Annotated in this window: 14 protein-coding genes; 2 read left to right on the plus strand and 12 right to left on the minus strand. The window is 68.3% G+C overall.

Translation table 11 applies throughout. The features are described from left to right. Positions 1-314: 314 nt before the first annotated feature. The gene (locus BLS50_RS31865; protein ID WP_027806322.1) at positions 315-1823 is read left to right on the plus strand and encodes a GGDEF domain-containing protein; all 1509 of its coding nucleotides are present in this window, start codon (positions 315-317) and stop codon (positions 1821-1823) included. A gap of 99 nt (positions 1824-1922) precedes the next feature. Here BLS50_RS31865 and BLS50_RS31870 read toward each other — a convergent pair whose 3' ends face one another. Further along, the gene (locus tag BLS50_RS31870; RefSeq protein ID WP_074807564.1) at positions 1923-2828 is read right to left on the minus strand and encodes a LysR family transcriptional regulator; all 906 of its coding nucleotides are present in this window, start codon (positions 2826-2828) and stop codon (positions 1923-1925) included. A gap of 110 nt (positions 2829-2938) precedes the next feature. On the opposite strand from BLS50_RS31870, the gene BLS50_RS31875 reads away from it, so the two are divergent. Next, on the plus strand, positions 2939-3802 hold the full coding sequence (locus BLS50_RS31875) for an SDR family oxidoreductase (RefSeq protein ID WP_074807567.1): 864 nt from the start codon (positions 2939-2941) through the stop codon (positions 3800-3802). Positions 3803-3986: 184 nt separating this feature from the next. Here the strand turns inward: BLS50_RS31875 and BLS50_RS31880 are convergent, their stop codons facing one another. The 11 genes from BLS50_RS31880 to BLS50_RS31930 form a co-directional block, all read right to left on the minus strand. Next, positions 3987-4889 (minus strand): GNAT family N-acetyltransferase, encoded by a 903-nt coding sequence (locus BLS50_RS31880; RefSeq protein WP_074807570.1) that lies wholly within the window; start codon positions 4887-4889, stop codon positions 3987-3989. Positions 4890-5084: 195 nt separating this feature from the next. Next, positions 5085-6272 (minus strand): M20 aminoacylase family protein, encoded by a 1188-nt coding sequence (locus BLS50_RS31885; RefSeq protein WP_074807574.1) that lies wholly within the window; start codon positions 6270-6272, stop codon positions 5085-5087. Positions 6273-6337: 65 nt separating this feature from the next. After that, entirely contained in the window at positions 6338-7795 is a 1458-nt protein-coding gene (locus tag BLS50_RS31890; RefSeq protein WP_027810904.1) for an aldehyde dehydrogenase family protein, read from the minus strand. Positions 7796-7886: 91 nt separating this feature from the next. Beyond that, on the minus strand, positions 7887-9212 hold the full coding sequence (locus tag BLS50_RS31895; RefSeq protein ID WP_074807576.1) for an NAD(P)/FAD-dependent oxidoreductase: 1326 nt from the start codon (positions 9210-9212) through the stop codon (positions 7887-7889). Between the two features lie 2 nt (positions 9213-9214). Then, positions 9215-9949 (minus strand): cupin domain-containing protein, encoded by a 735-nt coding sequence (locus tag BLS50_RS31900; protein ID WP_074807578.1) that lies wholly within the window; start codon positions 9947-9949, stop codon positions 9215-9217. Positions 9950-10069: 120 nt separating this feature from the next. After that, positions 10070-10501 (minus strand): helix-turn-helix domain-containing protein, encoded by a 432-nt coding sequence (locus BLS50_RS31905; protein WP_074807581.1) that lies wholly within the window; start codon positions 10499-10501, stop codon positions 10070-10072. Positions 10502-10524: 23 nt separating this feature from the next. After that, a complete protein-coding gene (locus BLS50_RS31910; protein ID WP_074808699.1) occupies positions 10525-11802 on the minus strand; it encodes an NAD(P)/FAD-dependent oxidoreductase in 1278 nt (425 codons plus the stop codon). A 196-nt stretch (positions 11803-11998) separates the two neighbouring features. After that, positions 11999-13873, minus strand: a complete 1875-nt coding sequence (locus BLS50_RS31915) for an ABC transporter ATP-binding protein (protein ID WP_074807582.1) — start codon at positions 13871-13873, stop codon at positions 11999-12001. After that, positions 13873-14829 carry an ABC transporter permease gene (locus BLS50_RS31920; protein ID WP_027806332.1) on the minus strand — a complete coding sequence of 319 codons (957 nt, stop codon included), beginning with the start codon at positions 14827-14829 and terminating at the stop codon, positions 13873-13875. Before BLS50_RS31920 ends, BLS50_RS31915 begins: the two co-directional genes overlap by 1 nt. 30 nt (positions 14830-14859) lie before the next feature. Then, complete coding sequence (locus BLS50_RS31925; protein WP_053526277.1) at positions 14860-15813, minus strand: ABC transporter permease; 954 nt, start codon at positions 15811-15813, stop codon at positions 14860-14862. Positions 15814-15892: 79 nt separating this feature from the next. After that, positions 15893-17476: an ABC transporter substrate-binding protein gene (locus tag BLS50_RS31930; RefSeq protein WP_011549839.1), complete on the minus strand. Its 1584-nt coding sequence runs from the start codon at positions 17474-17476 to the stop codon at positions 15893-15895. Positions 17477-17548: the final 72 nt, after the last annotated feature.

Raw genomic sequence — 17548 nt, forward strand, 5'->3', positions numbered from 1 at the left:
GAATACGCGGGAAGGGCTGGTCGATTGTCGTTTTCCGGCATGTTGGCGCGGTATCGATCAAACGATAAGTGCGATTTTCGGAACGATTGATGCAGTGTTGTTATCAATCGAAAACGACCCGCGTGGGTCCGGACAGTGAGCGGGCCGTATCGCCGCATGGCCGCACACGTTTGCGTCGCCGCGCCCGGCCGATGTCGTCGACGGGCGATCGATCAGCGGCCTTCTCGGCCTCGATTTTTTGTTAACCGTGCCGTTAACCCTGATTGGACCCGCGCCGGCGCAAGTGCAGCCGGCATCTCAAAACGAGCGCGAGCATGCCCGCATTCACTTCGATCGAGAAAATCGCCGACTGGGCCGGACGCCACCCGTTCGTCGTCGGCGCGTTGGGCACGCTGATGTCGCTCGCGGCACTCGGGATCAGCGCGGTGACGCTGTGGGTCGCGCGCAGCGAAGTCATCGAGCACGCGCATGAGACGTCGCGCAACGTCGCGGCCGTCCTGGCGAGTCAGATCGCGAGGACGGTCGAAACGTCGAACAACGCGCTGGTCGCGCTGGCCGCCGATCTCGGCAAGCCGGCGGTACAGCGGATGGACGTCGGGTTGCGGCACGACCTGCTGTTCGAGCGCACCGCGGCGCAATACATGACCGGCATGGGCGTGACCGACCGGCGCGGCCGCCTCATTGACGGGTGCTGCAGCACGACCCATCGCTGGGACTTCGCCGATCGCGACTACTTCAAGGTCCATCGCGATGCGGACAACGTCGGGCTCTACGTCTCCCAGCCCTATCGCGCGCGCTCGCGCGGCGGCAAGGAGTCCATCGCGCTGTCGCGGCGCATCGAGCGGCCGGATCATACGTTCGACGGGATCGCGGTCGTCGCCGTCGATCTCGCTTACTTCGAGCAGTTGCTGTCCCGCCTCGATGTCGGGCCGAACGGCGTCAGCGCGATCGTGCGCGCGGACGGCACGATCCTCGCGAGAAACCCGTCGTTGAACGACGGCCAGATGAATCTCCTGCGCCGTTCGAAATCCTTCCAGCGGATGGTGAACAGCGAATCGGGCTTCTATCCCGCGCGTTCGAGCATCGACGGCATCGTGCGGCTGTACACCTACCAGCGGATACCGGGCACCCCGCTGATCGCGGTCGTCGCGCCGGCCGAAAACGACGTGCTGGCCGGCATCCGGCGCCTGTCGTGGACGGTCGGCGTGTCGGCGTCCGTGATCGGCGCGTCGTTCTGCGCGGTGGTCTGGCTGCTGGCCTTCGCGTTGCGCGACAACTTCCGCAAGCAGACGCTGCTGACCGATCTCACGCGTACCGATCCGTTGACCGGATTGCGCAATCGTCGCGCGCTCGATACCGCGCTGGCCGACGAATGGGAGCGGCTGCAGCGCGGCAGCGGCGGCAGCCTGTCGGTGCTGTTCATCGACGCCGATCACTTCAAGCAGTACAACGACCAGCACGGGCACGCGCAGGGCGACACCGCGCTGCGTTTTCTCGCCGAATGCATCCGCGCGCATACGCGGCGGCGCGGCGACCTCGCTGCGCGCTACGGCGGCGAGGAATTCGTCGCGGTGTTGCCGGATACGGACGAAAACGGCGCCGCGCAGGTCGCCGAAGCGATTCGCCGGGAAGTCGAAGGCAACCGGCTCGTCGGGTTTGCGGAAACCGTGCCGCCTTTCACCGTCAGCATCGGCTGCGCGACCGGTCGGCGCGCGCGGCACGCGTCCATGCTCGCGCTGTCGCACCAGGCGGACATGGCGCTCTACCGCGCGAAGCGCGAAGGCAGGAACCGCGTGTGTTGCGCGCAGACGGACGCGGTGTGAAAACCGCGGTTCGATCGGGACGGGTGGCGTGGCATGCGCCCTTGCCGATCGCGACGGCCGCCCGCTCGGGACATCGCGATGCGCGCCGCCGTGGCCGTTTCACCGCCCTGGTTCGATATACGCGGCCAGTTCTTCCGGCTCGCCTGACGGAAACGCGTCCTTCAGGTGATCGAGAAACGCGGACACGCGTGCGCTCAATAATCGCCTGGACGGATACAGCGCCCACAGCGCGATATCGGACGCCGGCACGTCGCCCCAACTGACAAGCGTGCCGGCAGCCAGATCGCGGCTCACGAGCGAGATCGGGAGGCACGCGGCGCCCAGGCCGAGGCGGACCGTATCGCGCACCATGCTCAGCGACGACAGCCGCGCCACCGGTTCGACCGGGATGCGCGCCGTCCCGTCCGGCCCCGTGACCTCCCATCCGGTGCGGGTGTCGTTCGCGCCGCGCACCACGGCCGGCGCCGGTGTGGGCACGGCGCCGCCGGGCCGCGCCAGCCCGGGCTTCGCGACGACGACCAGCCGGTCGCGCAGGATCACGCGCCCGATCAGGCTCTCGTCGGGGTCCGGGTTCACGCGAATCACGAGGTCGTACCCTTCCTCGATCATGTCGACCGGCCGGTCTTCCGTCGTCACCTCCAGCCGGACGTCCGGGTATCGCAGCGCGAACGTCGCCACCAATCTCCCCATCGCGAACTGGGAAAACAGCATCGGCGCGCTGATGCGCAGCCGGCCGCGCGGCCGCTCGCTCCCCGCTGCAATCGCCGACGCGCTGTCGGCCAGCTCGGCGAGCAACGCGCCCGTGCGCTCGTAGAGCGCGCGCCCTTCCTGCGTGAGCTTCACGCCGCGCGAGCCGCGCTCGAACAGGCGCAGCGACAGACTGTTCTCCAGTTCCGCGACGCGGCGCGACAGCGTCGCCTTCGGGCGATCCGCGACCCGCGCGGCCTCCCCGAAGCTGCCATGGCGGGCGACGAGGTTGAAATCGGCGAGAGCGAGCAGGTCCATGCGTTCCACCAGTGAGACGACACGTCTATTTACCACACCTTCCGGATCGTGTGTGGATCACTTAACTTAGGTAGGCAGTCAACCCGACCATTACCTCAGGAGCGAACATCATGACCATTCTCGTTACCGGCGCCACCGGCCGTATCGGCCGCCAGCTCGTCCGTCAACTCGTCGATCGCGGCGCCGACGTGCGCGTGCTGGTGCGCGATCCGGCCAAGGCCGATTTTCCGGCGGCCGTGACCGTCGCGCAGGGCGACATGCTCGACGTCGACGCGCTGCGGGCGGCCTTCTCCGGCGTGCGCACGCTGTTCCTGCTCAACGGCGTGGCGGGCGACGAATTCACGCAGGCGCTGATCGCGCTGAATCTGGCCCGCGAAGCGGGCATCGAGCGCGTCGTCTATCTGTCGGTCCTGCACGCCGACCGCTTCGTGAACGTGCCGCACTTCGCGGTGAAATTCGGCGCGGAGCGGATGATCGAGCAGATGGGCTTCAGCGCGACGATCCTGCGGCCCGCGTATTTCATGGACAACGATGCGACGGTCAAGGACGTGATCGCCGGGCACGGCGTGTACCCGATGCCGATCGGCGGCAAGGGCATCGCGATGATCGACGCGCGCGACATCGCGGAAGTCGCAGCGCTCGAGTTGATCCGCCGCCACGATGCGCCCGGCAAGCTGCCGGTCGAGACCCTCAATCTCGTCGGGCCCGACACGCTGACCGGCCCGCAACTGGCGTCGATCTGGTCGGACACGCTCGGCCGTCCGGTTGCCTATGGCGGCGACGATCCGACGCCGTTCGAAGACAATTTCGCGAAATTCATGCCGAAATGGATGGCGTACGAAATGCGGCTGATGGCCGAACGCTTCGTCAGCGACGGGATGGTGCCGGAGGCCGGCGACGTCGAGCGGCTGACCGCGATCCTCGGCCGCCCGCTGCGGACGTATCGCGACTTCGTGGCGGTGCTCGTGCGTTGAGCGCGTTGAGCGCGATGCGGCGCGTTCATGCGCCGGGAGGCTGTGCAGGGCGTCGCCGAGCGGTTGAACCGGCGGCGTGCGTGGCCTGTTCGCCGCGACGCCATACCGTTGCCGGCGACAGCGGCCACGCGGCCGCGCCCCTGGCGTCCGGATCGAGCGGGAGCCGGACACCAGGTCGGGCCCGCTACAACATCGCCTGACTGACCAGCCCGTACAGCCCGGCTACCGGGTCGGCCACGCCCTCGTGTGCCGCGGCCGGCGCATTGCGAACCATCTTCGAACAGGTATCCACCTGCTTCAGTCCCTGTTCGCTCAGCCACGCCGGCAAACTGCTCCCGTCAGGCACATCGATCCGCACGAATTCGCCGTCCCGTTTCGTCAGCCAATAGCCGATCAGCGCCTTCGCATGCGCATCGTCGCCCGAACGCGGCGCAACCACCGGGCCGACCACGTAACCGCGGCCGAAGCGCCGCAGCACCGAAAACCCGACGACCTCGCCGTCGCGTTCGAGCACGACGCTTTCTCCCCGCGCCTGCAACGCGGACAACAGCGCTTCGCGCTCGAGGCCGGACGCACGCGCGTCGAGTTCGACGAGACGCGGCCAGTCGGCCGGCGATCCGGCGCGCAGCCGCTCGCCATCGGGCACGGCCACCGCGGCGGGCCGATCCACGTTCCCCTGATACTGGCTCAACGATCCGCACACGTTGAATCCGAGTTTCTCGTAGAGCGGCCGACCGGCCGGCGTCGCGTGCAGAAACGTGATGCGCGGCCCCAGCTCATCGAGGAGCGTCTCCATCAGTTTGCGGCCGATTCCCCGGCCCTGATGCGCGTCGGAGACGATCACGTGCCCGATCGCCGCGCGATCCGCACCGTACTTCCAGCACATCGCCGTGCCGATGACGACGCCGTTTTCCTCGGCCGCGAACGCGATCGACGTGTCGGCGGAAAACTGCCAGTCTTCCGCCCGGAACGGCCAGCGCAGCGCCATGGAAAGCGCATGGGCAGCGGGGACGTCCTCTGCGGTGAATCTGCGGTAGTGAAGCGCGGACGTCGCGCCGCGCTCCTTCACTTCATGTTCCTGGGTCATCAAGCAGTCCGTCTAAATGGTGTTTTCGTGCGACACGGCACGTCAGAAAAATGCGCAGTGACCACATCGAAGCGGCTAAAAATTGCACGGCGCTCCCCGGCTGGCATGAATGCCCGACGATCAGGAAGCACGCCGTTCCCGGACCTGACGCCCGATCAACCAGACATCAGCCGGTTTCCACGCCGCTCCGAAGCATCACGCCGATCGCGTGAAGTAATGCTGCGCCAACGCGACCCAATACCGGACGCCGGCCGGAATGATGTCGTCGTTGAAATCGTATTTCGGGTGATGCAGCGCCGGTGAGGCCGCGCCATCCTGCGCATTGCCGATCAGCACATAAGCGCCCGGCCGCTCCTCCAGCATGAAGCCAAAGTCCTCGGACGTCATGTTCGGCGGCACGTCGGGAGACAGGCGCTCGTCGCCGAACGTATCGCGAATCACCGCTTCGCACAGCGCCGTCTCGGCCGGCGTGTTGACCGTCGCCGGGTAGTACTGGAAAAACTCCACGTCGACCTGCGCCCCATAGGCCCCCGCGAGTCCTTCGCACGCGAGCCGGACGTCGCGCTGCAGCTTCTGCTGCAAGGCCGACGACAGCGTGCGGATCGTGCCGCGCAGCTCGGCGGTGTCGGGAATCACGTTGTCCGTCGTGCCCGCATGAAACATGCACACGGAAATGACCGCCGGGTCGACGGGGTCCTTGTGCCGCGCGGCGATGGTCTGGCACTGCAGCACCATCGAGCACGCGAGCGGCACCGGATCGATGCCCAGATGCGGCTGCGCCGCGTGCGCGCCCTTGCCCGTCACCGTGATCCTGAAGCGCGAGCCCGCAGCCATGATCGCGCCGGTGCGCAACCCGAAATGCCCGGCCGGCAACCCGGGCCAGTTGTGCATGCCGAATACCGCTTCCGTCGGGAATTGCTCGAACAGCCCGTCGTCGATCATCTTGCGCGCGCCCGCGCCGCCCTCTTCGCCCGGCTGAAACACGAAATGGACGGTGCCGGGCAACTGCGGCAATTCCTTCAGCACGCGCGCGGCGCCGAGCAACATCACGGTATGGCCGTCGTGGCCGCACGCATGCATGATCCCGTGCGAGCACGACGCATGCGCGAAGTCGTTGGCTTCGTGGATCGGCAACGCGTCCAGATCGGCGCGCAACACGATGCCGCGGCCCGGATCGGCGCCGGGCAGGCTCGCGACCACGCCCGTGCCACCCAGCCCGCGCGACACCGCGTAACCGAGCGCTTCAAGCTCGCGGGCGACGACGTCGGCCGTCCGGTGTTCCTCGAATCGCAACTCGGGATGCGCATGCAGGTCGCGGCGCAGCTTCGCCCAGTGCGCACGGTGCGCGTTCAACGACGTGTCGGGGATGATGGCGTTTTCCAATCTCGGCACCCTTGCAAAGCCAACCGGTTCAAATCGCGACTGCCGCATCGCGCGCGGCAGCCGCCTCAATCATAAAAGCCCAGGACAGACTTGACCTCCATGTACTCCGCCATTCCTTCGATCCCGTACTCACGGCCGTTGCCCGACTGCTTGTATCCGCCGAACGGCGCCTGAGGGTCCCATGCCGGGTAGTTCAGATGCACCTGCCCGGCCTGGATACGCGCGGCCACCGCTCGCACGCGCGCCATGTCGGTGCCCTGCACGTGCGCGCCGAGCCCGTACACCGTGTCGTTCGCGATCGCGACCGCTTCTTCCACGGTGTCGTAAGGCAGGATCGCGAGCACCGGGCCGAAGATCTCCTGCTGCGCGATCGCCATGTCGGTGCGCACGTCGGAGAAGATCGTCGGCCGCACATAGAAGCCCTTGTCGAGGCCGACCGGCCGGCCGGGGCCGCCGGCGATCAGCTTCGCGCGTTCGTCGATGCCCACGTCGATCATCTGCGCGACCCGGCCGAACTGCGCGCGATTGGCGAGCGGCCCGTGCGTGGTGGCTTCGTCGAACGGATCGCCGACGACGAGCGTTTGCATCGCCGCGACGGCCAGTTCCTCGACCGCGCCGAGCACGGCGCGCGGCACGATCATGCGGGTCGGTGCGCTGCACGACTGGCCCATGTTGCGGAACGCCGCGGCCACGCCCGGCGGGATCGCGCGCGACAGGTCCGCATCCGGCAACACGACGTTAGGCGACTTGCCGCCCAGCTCCTGCGCGACGCGCTTGACGGTCGTTGCCGCCGCCTGCGCGACGAGCACGCCGGCCCGCGTCGATCCGGTGATCGACACCATGTCGACTTCCGGATGCGACGAAAGCGCGGCCCCCACCGTTTCGCCGCTGCCGCTCACGAGGTTGAATACGCCGGCGGGCGCGCCCGCGTCGGCAACTACTTCCGCGAACAGCAACGCGCTGAGCGGCGACAGCTCGCTCGGCTTCAGCACCACCGTGCAGCCTGCCGCGAGCGCCGGCCCGACCTTCGCGGTGATCTGGTAGATCGGCCAGTTCCACGGCGTGATCAGCGCGCATACGCCGATCGGCTCGCGCACGACCGCGGTCGTCCCGCGCCGCTCGACGAACGGGTAGCGCGCGAGGTTGTCGCGTGCGACGCGGATGTGTTCGGCCGCGAGCGGCACATGCGCGCCGCGTGCATAGCCGATCGGCGCGCCCATCTCCAGCGCGAGCGCGGTGGCGAACAGCTCGGCGCGTTCCAGGATCAACGCATGGATGCGGTCGAGCAGCGCCGCGCGTTCCTGCGGCGACGTCGCGGACCAGCGTTCGAACGCATTGCGCGCGGCCTGCACTGCGCGGTCGGCGTCGCGCGCGCTGCCGAGCGGGATCTCGCACAGCGTGTCCTCGGTGGACGGGCTGATGACGGCAAACCGCTCGCCGCCTTCGGGCAGCACCCAGTCGCCGTCGATGAAGAAGCGATCGAGCCTTCCGGCTTGCATCAGGTGAACAACAGGGGAATTCATTGCAAGGGGTCCTTGAGTCGATACCGTGCGCCGACGCACGGCGAAAGCCACGATGGGCCGAGGCAGCGGCCGGAGCGCCGCAGCCGCCCCGTTAGAAATCCGCGACCTTGCCCCAGGCGGACTCGCTGAACCGGCCGGGCCGGTACGGCGTCGGGTCCACGAACGGCTCCGCACCGGACGCGAGATCGGCGATCAGGTGGCCGGCGCCCGGGCCGATCCCGAAGCCGTGCCCCGAGAAGCCCGCCGCGAGGATCAGCCCCGGCACGCCCGGCACTTCGCCAATGCCCGGCACGCCGTCCGGCGTGCTGTCGACGTACCCGGCCCATGCGTGCGTGATCGTCGCCTCGCGCAGCTCGGGCAACAGTTCGGACGCGCGGCGGTACGTTTCGGCGACCGTCGGCATGTCGGGCTTCGGATCGAGAATGCGCACCGCTTCCATCGGCGTCGGCGCATCGAGGCGCCAGCGCTTCAACGTTTCATGACCGCCGCGTACGCCTTCGAGGCCGCCCGGCAGCAGGTTGCGCCAGCGCTTCGCGAACATCGGCACGAATTGCGGCGCGAAGCGCAGGAACTGCGGCGTCGGGTCCACGCGCGCGCGGCCGCTGATCGCCAATGCGTAGCGTCCGTCGCTGCGGCGCGTGATGGACACGCCGGACGTGTACATCGCGCCCGGCAGCGGCGTGTCGACGGGCGACACGCTCAGGATCGACTGACGGATCGACGCCTGCGGAAACCGGATGCCGAGCTGGCGGCAGAACGACGACGCCCATGCGCCGCCGGCCATCACGGCCGTCCGGGTCTTGATGACGCCGGCCTCCGTGACGACGCCGGCGACACGGCCGCCTTCGAGCTCGATACCGCGCGCCGCGCAGTGCTGGTGGACACTGCCGCCCAGCTTGATCAGCGCGGCGGCCACGGCCGGCGCGGCCTTGCCTGGATCGGCCGTGCCGTCGGTCGGCGAAAAGACGCCGCCCTTCCACTGCCGCCCGGTCGCCCGTCCGCGCTCGGCGGCCTGCTTGCTGTCGAGCATGTACGTGGTCACGCCCGCGGTCTTCGCGAATTCGCCCCAGCTGGCCCAGCGGGACAGCTCGGCTTCGTCATTGCTGAGATACAGCAGCCCGCAGCGATGAAAGCCCGTGTCTTCTCCGGATTCGGCGGCGAATCGTTCCCACAGATCAATGCTCTTGCTCGCCATCGGCAACTCGCGCGCATCGCGGTTCTGCTGCCGGCACCAGCCCCAGTTGCGGCTCGACTGTTCGGCGCCGATGCGCCCCTTCTCGACGAGCGCGACCGACAGCCCGCGCCGGGCCAGATAGTAGGCGGTGAAGACGCCGATGATGCCGCCGCCGATCACGACGACGTCGGCCGCGGCCGGCGGCGTGGACAAGGTTTCGATATGACGCAGCGGAGGGGACATGCTCAGTCTCGTTCGGTGGAGGGTTTGACGTTCTGCATCACGTAGAACTTCGCCACGCGTTCGCTGCTTTCCCACCCGATCGACGCGCCGCGCGGCACGAACAGCGCGTCGCCGGCACCGACCGACTGCACGCTGCCGTCGGGCGCCGCGAAGCGGACGCCGCCGTCCAGCAGGAACATGAACTCGTTCGCGCGATGCGGCCGGACGATCCGGTGATACGGCGTCGAATCCCACGTGCCCGCGCAGTATCCGGCTGCGTCGTCGGTGAACACGTTGTCGCTGCGACATTGCGGCGCGGGGCCGAGCAGCACCTCGGCCGGCAGCGTGGCGGACGGTTTGAAATCCGCGTCGGCGTACAGCGCAAAAATGCCTTGCTTCGTCGGAGTCTCGCACGCTGCCGAGCAGAACGTCAGCAGCACGGGCGATTGCGCGACGATGCGCAGCGCGGTGCCGCAGCCGATCACGGCGCCTTGCCCCGGGCCGACCACCCGCGGTGCGGCCCCGGCCGCTTCGAGCGTCAGCTCGCCTTCGACGACGACGAGGGTTTCGATGTGCGGAAAGCTCGACACGTCCAGCTCGCCGGCGAAGCGGATACGTCCCGCGGCCATCGCGTCGGGGCCTTCCCACGCGATCTCGCGATGCGACGCGAACGGATCGCTCGCGCCGAACGCCTGCTGGCGGAATGCGGTGGAAGACGGTGCGCCGTCGGCCCGGTGCAACACGAAAACTGCGGTCATTTCTGCTCCTGTGCAGTGCGTGGCGGCCTGGTTCAACGCCGTCACGCGATATCGGAAATCGTCGTTCGCCGGCTCTCCGGCCGGAAAATCCTCAGCGGGGCATGTCGTCCATGCGTGCGCTTACGCCGCGTGACACGACGCTTCGCGGCGTTCGGTGCGCAGGCGCGCCGACGGCGTTCGTACCGGTGCGCTGCCCGTTCGGGCAACCACGTAATCGCGCGGCGTGATCCCGAGCACGCGCCGGAAATGCCGGCACAGATGGCTCTGATCGAAGAAGCCGACGTCGGTCGCGACGACCGACGGCGCAAGACCGGCGCGCAACAGGTCCTGCGCCCGCCGTATCCGCACGAGACACAGATACCGGTGCGGCGACAGCCCGGTTTCGCTGCGAAAGCGCGCGGTAAAACGCGACACGCTCAAGCCGGCCACCGCCGCGAGCGTGTCGAGGTTCAGCGGCTGCGCGAACGACGCGTCGATCGTGCGCAGCACGTCGCCGATCGCCGGCGAGACGGGCCGCGCGACACGCGGCGAACCAACGAATTGCACTGTCATATCGAGTTCTCCCCGCGCTCGCTTCAATGCAGGAAATCCTGCATCCGGTAATACGCGCCGACGAGCGGCAAGAACCACGCGTGTCCGAAATGGCCCGGTATCGCCGGCCATTCGAGTTCGCGCCACGGGTTCGACGCGGCCGCGCCATACAGCACGTCGGCCATCACGCGGCCCATGTGCACCGACATCTGCACGCCGTGACCGCTGTAGCCCATCGAGTAATAGAGTCCGTCGTGCTGGCCCGCGCGCGGCAGCCGGTCGGCGGTGATATCGACCAGCCCGCCCCAGCAGTAGTCGAGGCGCACGTTGGCCAGCTCGGGGAAATAGCCGGCCATCCCGGCGCGCAGGATGTCGCCGCTCTTCGCATCGGAGCGCGGGCTCGACATCGCGAAACGCGCGCGGCCGCCGAACAGCAGCCGGTTGTCGGGCGTCACGCGGAAGTAATTGCCGATCTGGCGCGACGTCACGTACGCACGGCGATGCGGAAACAGCCGGTTCAACTGCGCGTCGGGCAGCGGCTCGGTCACGACGATGAAGCTGCCGACCGGCGCGATGCGTCGCCGGAACCACGCGAACGGCCCGTGCTGCGACGCGCCGGTCGCGACCAGCACGCGGTCGGCGACGATCGTGCCGCGGGCGCAGGTAATTCGGTGACGCTCGCCGTCGAGCCGGTCGAGCTGCGTGACGGCCGCGTGCTCGTACACACGTGCGCCGGCCCGCACGGCCGCTTGCGCGAGGCCGACGCCGAACTTGCCCATGTGCATCTGCGCGCCGTTGCGCTGCAGGAGCCCGCCGTAGAAACCGTCGGACGCGATTTCATCGCGGATTCGCGACGGCTCGATCAGTTCGATGTCGGGATCGACATCGCGCCGCAACGCGTTGAAGGTCTTTTCGAGCCCCGCGAAGTGCTGTGGTTTCGCGGCAAGCTTCAGCTTGCCCGCCCGCCGGAAATCGCAATCGATCGCCTGTTCGGTGACGATCGTCTCGACGCTCTTCACCGCGCTTTCGTAGGCGCGATAGAACTGCTTCGCCTGTGCTGCACCGATGCGCGCAGCCAGCGACGCGTAGTCCTGCGCGACGCCCGTATTGCACTGGCCGCCGTTGCGGCCGGACGCTTCGCCGGCGACTTGCGCGGCTTCGAGCACGACCACCGAGACGCCGCGCTGCGCGAGCGCGAGCGCCGCCGACAAGCCGGTGAAACCGCCACCGATCACGACCACATCGGCCCGCCCCTCGACGGGCCCAACGCTGCCGTCGCGAAACGCGGGGCGGGTATCCAGCCAGTACGATTCCAGTTTCATCGGATCCTTCTTTTGCATGCCTGCAACGACGATCGGTGACCGTTCAATGAGAATCATTTAATCACCGTCAAAAACCGCAGTTGCCGCGTATTCGCGCGCGGCACGCGTACAAATCGCCGTTTTGCGCGACCGCCGCAGCAGACTATGCGGCGGCCCGTTCACCGCACCGCGCGATGAACGGTTCGCGCGCCACGTACTACAGTTGCACCGGCGTGACGCCGGCCGGCGCCGGCTCCGCCTGGAAACTCGCGAGATCCTCCTCGCTGCGATGGCACAGCACCTGCGCGCCGTTGCCGAGCGTGCGCAGCGACGGGGCCGTCCGGTTGCACACGCCGTCCACCCGCATCGCGCAGCGCGACAGGAACGGACACAGCTCGTCCTCGTGCTCGCGCTCGCCGATCGGCACCAGCGGCCGGTGGCAACGCTCGGCCGCATCGTCGAGCCAGCCCGCGCGCAGTTCCGGCGCGGACGACACCAGCAAGTGCGAATACGGGTGATAAGGCGGCGCGCACAGCGCGTCGCGGCTGCCCGTCTCCACGCGGCGGCCTGCATACAGCACGACGATGTCGTCGCTGATCGCGCGCACCTTCGCGATGTCGTGCGTGATGAACACGTACGACACGCCGAGCTTCGCCTGCAGGTCGCGCAGCAGCTCGATGATCGCGGCGCCGACGACGGTGTCGAGCGCCGACGTAACCTCGTCGCACAGGATCAGGTCGGGCTCGGCCGCGAGCGCGCGCGCGAGGTTCACGCGCTGCTTCTGCCCGCCCGACAGTTCGCCGGTACGCCGCGACGCCACCGCCGGCGGCAGCCGCACGAGCTCGAGCAGTTCCGCGACGCGCTGGCGTGCACGCGCGCCCTTGATCCCGTGATAGAACGCCAGCGGCCGCGCGAGCGTGCGCTCGACGGTATGCACCGGGTTGAGCGCGGTATCGGCGTTCTGGAACACGATCTGCACGCGGCGATGCTGCTCCTTCGTCCGTTTGCCGATATCGCGCGCGAGCGGCTCGCCGTCGAGCAGGATCGTGCCGCCGGTCGCCGGCACGAGGCCCGCGATCACCTTCGCGAGCGTCGTCTTGCCAGAGCCCGATTCGCCGATCACGCCGACCGTCTGCCCGCGCCCGATGCGCAGGTCGACTTCATGCAGGATCACTTTCGCGGGCCAGCCGTTCGCGGCGCGGCCGCCGTAGCCGGCGATCGCGCCGCGCACGTCGAGCAGCGGCGCCGGCGCGGCCGGCTCGCGTGCCTGCGCTTGCGTGTCGCGTTCGGCATCGTTCGGCGTGACCGCCGCGATCAGGCTCTGCGTGTACGGGTGCGCCGGCGCATGCAGGATCTGTTCGGTGTCGCCCGCCTCGCGGATCACGCCGTCGCTCAGCACGACGATCCGGTCGGCCATCTGCGCGACCACGGCCAGGTCGTGCGACACGTACACCGCACTCATCCCGTAGCGCTGGATCACGCTCTTGAACGCCTGCAGCACGTCGATCTGCGTGGTCACGTCGAGCGCGGTGGTCGGCTCGTCGAGAATCACCAGTTCCGGATCGGTGATCAGCGCCATCGCGGCCATCAGCCGCTGCAGTTGACCGCCCGATACCTGGTGCGGATAGCGCTTGCCGATCGTCTCCGGCTCCGGCAGCGCGAGCGCGCGAAACAGCTCGATCGCCTTCGCCTGCGCGTCGCGCTTCGTCATCGTCTTGTGGATCAGCGCGGCCTCGATCACCTGGTCGAGAATCGTGCGCGACGGGTTGAACGCGGCGGCGGCGCTCTGCGCGATATACGCGACCTTGCGGCCGCGCAGCGCGGTCAGCGCCGCAGCCGAAAGCGTGCACACGTCGGTGCCGTCGAGCTTCACCGAGCCGCCGGCGATCCGGCATCCGGTGCGCGCATGGCCCATCAGCGACAACGCGATCGTCGTCTTGCCAGAGCCCGATTCGCCGATCAGCGCGAGCACCTCGCCGCGCCCGATGTCGAAGTCGACGCCGTGGACGATCGTCGTTTCCTCGCCGCCCGGCCGGCCGCCGACCACGCGCAGCCCGCGTACCTCGACGAGCGGATTCGATTCGTGTCGCATCAGTGTCCTCCGGCGGCGCCGGCCGCGCCCTTGCGGCGGCCGCGATGCGGCAGGCCGTCGATCATCAGGTTGACGCCCACCGTCAGGATCGCGATCGCGACCGCGGGAATGATCGCGACGGCCGAGCCGTCGCCGAGGCTCGCGATGTTCTCGCGCACGAGCGAACCGAGGTCCGCATACGGCGGCTGCACGCCGAGCCCGAGAAAGCTCAGGCCGCTCAGCAGCAGCACGACGAACGTGAAGCGCAGCCCGGTGTCCGCCAGCATCGGGTGGATCATGTTCGGCAGCATCTCGACGCACGCGATGTACAGCGCGCTTTCGCCGCGCGCCCTGGCCACCTGCACGAATTCGAGCGTGCTGATGTTGACCGCCAGCGCGCGCGCGATCCGGTACGAGCCGGGCATGTAGCTGATCGCGGCGGTGAGCACCAGCAGCGGCAGCGACGAGCCGAACGCGGCGACGAGCATCAGCGCGAACATCTTCGACGGAATCGACGTGAGCGCGTCGAGCAGCCGGCTCATCGTCTCGTCGACCGCACGGCCCGACACGGTCGCGAGCAGCCCGAGCGTCGTGCCGGTCACCGCGGCGAGCAGCACCGCGGCCAGCGCGAGCAGCACGGTCAGCCGCGCGCCGTACAGGATTCGGCTCAGCATGTCGCGGCCGAGGAAGTCGGAGCCGAACGGCAGCTTCGCGCTGAACGGCGCGAACACGTCCGGCGTGACGATCGCGCCGACGTCATGCGGCGCGATCAGCGGTGCGAACACCGCGACGAACAGCATCAGGCCGACCATCGACAGGCCGACGCGGCCGCCGGTCGTCAACGCGATGCGCGCGCCGCGGCGCTTGCGCGGCTGGTCGGGGGCAGGCGCGGCAGGCGGCATGCTGCCCCGCCCCAGGGGCGGGTCGCCGGAGGGCGGCAGCGCGCTGCTGCGTTGTACGGGTTCGATCGGTTGCATGGGCGGCATCTCGGAAGGAAGACGAAACACTCAGGTGCGCAGTCGCGGGTTCGACACGATCGAGCACAGGTCGGCGAACAGCACGAGCGTCAGGTAAGCGACGCAGAAGATCAGCGTGCACGCCTGGACCAGCGGGAAATCGCGATTGCTGACGGCGTCGACCATCAGGCTCGCGAGGCCCGGATAGTTGAAGATCGTCTCGACGACGATCACGCCGCCGAGCAGATACGACAGGCTCAGCGCGATCGCATTGGCGATCGGGCCGATCGCGTTGGGCAGCGCATGGCGCAGCACGACGCGCGCGGGGCTCGCGCCCTTCAACGTGGCCATCTCGACGTACGACGCGCTCAATTGCTCGATCACCGCGGCGCGCGTCATCCGCGCCATCTGCGCGATCACGACCGCGCACAGCGTCAGCACCGGCATCGCATACGCACGCAGGAAATCGTGCAGGCTTTCGATCGGACCGCTGTACGACAGCGCGGACAGCCAGTGCAGCTTCACCGCGAACACGAGCACGGCAACCGTCGCGATCAGGAATTCCGGCGTGGCGACGAGCGACAGCGTGCCGAGGCTGATCACGCGGTCGATCACCGATTCGCGCTTGACCGCCGCGAGAATCCCGAGCAGCAGCGCGATCGGCACCGACACGGCGGTCGTGATCGCCGCCAGCGCGAGCGACTTCGGCAGACGCCCGCCGATCAGCTCCGACACCGGCATGTCGCCGGAAAACGACCGGCCGAAATCGCCGTGCAGCAGCCCGGCGAGCCAGTGCACGTAACGCACGTGCGCCGGCATGTCGAGACCGAACTGCTGACGCAGCGCGGCGACCGTCTCCGGCGTCGCCGACTGGCCGAGCGCGGCCTGCGCGGCGTCGCCCGGCAGCAGGTTCGTGATCGTGAAGATGATCGCGGACACGATCAGCAGCGTCAGCGCGGTGACCGCGATGCGCCGGCCGATCAGCCCGATGAGAATTCGGTTCATGGAGCGACACTCCCGAAAAAACCGCGCGTGGCCGGCGCGGGGGTCCGCACCGGCCGCGCGGCGGCGGCCAACCACAACGTCATGCGTTCCACCACACGTTCTCGGCGAACATGAAGCCCATCATCCCGCCGGTCGGGATCGAACCGAGGCCCGCGAGCCGCTTGTCGTACCCGTCGAGGAAGCTGATGAACGCCGGAATGCCGACCCGGCCCTGCTGCGACACGATCACCTGCATGTCGCCGTACATCTGCTTGCGCTTCGCGTCATCGGTTTCCGAGCGCGCGGCGAGCAGCAGCTGGTCGAATTTCGCGTTCTTCCAGCCCGATTCGTTCCACGGCGCATCCGACTTGAAGAACTGCGTGAACAGCACGTCGGCGCTCGAGCGCGGATTGATGTTGCCGAACGTGAGCGGGTGCTTCATCCAGTGGTTCGACCAGTAGCCGTCGGGCGACGCGCGGTTGACCTGCAGGTTCAGCCCGATCTTCTGGCCGGCCTGCTGCAGCAGCACGGCCATTTCGATCGACCCGTTCGCGTCGGACGTCGCATAGATCGGCGGCAGCGTGGCGCCGAGCGCCCCGGCCTTCTGGAGCAGGAACTTCGCCTTGTCCGGATCGTGCGCGCGCTGCGGCAGCGACGCGTTGAAGTAGCGGTGTCCCGGCGGAATCGGCTGGTCGTTGCCGATCACCGAGTAGCCGCGGAACACCGCCGTGCGAAGCTGCTCGCGATCGAACAGGTACTTCATCCCTTCGACGAAATCGGGGTTCGCGACGATCGGGTTGTCGCTGCGCATGATCAGGTCGGTGTAGAGGCCCGACTTGGTTTCCTTCAGCGCGTAGCCCGGCGTCGACGAGACCCGCTGCGTCGAGCGCGGATCGATCGCGTTGATCAGGTGCACGTCACCCGACAGCAGCGCGTTCAGGCGCGCGGCGCTGTCGCTGATGCCGATCAGCTCGATCTCGTCGAGATACGGCTTGCCCGGCTTGAAGTAGCTGTCGTTGCGCACGCCGACGGTCGACACGCCCGGCTTGAACGACTTGAGCTTGTACGGGCCGCAGCCGATGCCGGTGCTGAAGTCGGTCGTGCCGTCCTTGACGATCACGAGCTGCGGCGTCGCGAGGATCACCGGCAGGTCCGCGTTCGCGCTGGCGAGCGTCAACGTGACTTCGTCGGGGCCGGTCGCCTTCGCCTCCGCGAACTGTTCGGCGAGCGGCTTGACCTTCGACGCGGTGGCCGGGTTCTTGTGGCGCATCAGCGAATACACCACGTCGGCCGGGCCGACCGGCTTGCCGTCGTGGAACGTGACGCCCTTGCGCAGCTTGATGATCCAGGTCTTCGCATCGGTCGTCTGCAGCGACTCGGCGAGGTTCATCTGCGGCGTCAGGCTCGCATCGAGCTGCGTGAGGCCGCTGTAGAACATGAAGAAGCGCGTGTAGTCCGCGCCCGTCGAGCCCTTGGCCGGATCGAGCGTATCGGCCGTCGAGCCGGCTTCGTTCGCAACCCGGATCTTGCCGCCGCGCTTCGGCGCGGGCGCGGCGAAGGCGGAGTCGGGGGTCATCAGCAGTCCGCCGGCGCCGGCGGCCATCATGCCGCCCGCCGCCATGACCTTCATCATGTCGCGGCGCGTGAAGCCGCCCTTGCCGCCGTTGTCGATATCGTCGCTCATCCGAACTGCTCCTGACTGTGGAAAGTGGGTCCAAGGGTCCAGCGTGGTTGTTCAATCCCGCTGCGCCCGCTT

The sequence above is a fragment of the Burkholderia orbicola genome, assembly GCF_900100915.1.
In the GTDB taxonomy this organism is placed as follows: Bacteria; Pseudomonadota; Gammaproteobacteria; order Burkholderiales; family Burkholderiaceae; genus Burkholderia; species Burkholderia orbicola.

What these genes read in the sequence shown, in the direction of transcription:
- BLS50_RS31900 (WP_074807578.1), bottom strand. Translation starts at nt 9,949, where the DNA reads ATGACCGCAGTTTTCGTGTTGCACCGGGCCGACGGCGCACCGTCTTCC.
- BLS50_RS31890 (WP_027810904.1), bottom strand. Translation starts at nt 7,795, where the DNA reads ATGAATTCCCCTGTTGTTCACCTGATGCAAGCCGGAAGGCTCGATCGC.
- BLS50_RS31865 (WP_027806322.1), top strand. Translation starts at nt 315, where the DNA reads ATGCCCGCATTCACTTCGATCGAGAAAATCGCCGACTGGGCCGGACGC.
- BLS50_RS31895 (WP_074807576.1), bottom strand. Translation starts at nt 9,212, where the DNA reads ATGTCCCCTCCGCTGCGTCATATCGAAACCTTGTCCACGCCGCCGGCC.
- BLS50_RS31930 (WP_011549839.1), bottom strand. Translation starts at nt 17,476, where the DNA reads ATGAGCGACGATATCGACAACGGCGGCAAGGGCGGCTTCACGCGCCGC.
- BLS50_RS31920 (WP_027806332.1), bottom strand. Translation starts at nt 14,829, where the DNA reads ATGCAACCGATCGAACCCGTACAACGCAGCAGCGCGCTGCCGCCCTCC.
- BLS50_RS31910 (WP_074808699.1), bottom strand. Translation starts at nt 11,802, where the DNA reads ATGAAACTGGAATCGTACTGGCTGGATACCCGCCCCGCGTTTCGCGAC.
- BLS50_RS31870 (WP_074807564.1), bottom strand. Translation starts at nt 2,828, where the DNA reads ATGGACCTGCTCGCTCTCGCCGATTTCAACCTCGTCGCCCGCCATGGC.
- BLS50_RS31925 (WP_053526277.1), bottom strand. Translation starts at nt 15,813, where the DNA reads ATGAACCGAATTCTCATCGGGCTGATCGGCCGGCGCATCGCGGTCACC.
- BLS50_RS31875 (WP_074807567.1), top strand. Translation starts at nt 2,939, where the DNA reads ATGACCATTCTCGTTACCGGCGCCACCGGCCGTATCGGCCGCCAGCTC.
- BLS50_RS31915 (WP_074807582.1), bottom strand. Translation starts at nt 13,873, where the DNA reads ATGCGACACGAATCGAATCCGCTCGTCGAGGTACGCGGGCTGCGCGTG.
- BLS50_RS31880 (WP_074807570.1), bottom strand. Translation starts at nt 4,889, where the DNA reads ATGACCCAGGAACATGAAGTGAAGGAGCGCGGCGCGACGTCCGCGCTT.
- BLS50_RS31905 (WP_074807581.1), bottom strand. Translation starts at nt 10,501, where the DNA reads ATGACAGTGCAATTCGTTGGTTCGCCGCGTGTCGCGCGGCCCGTCTCG.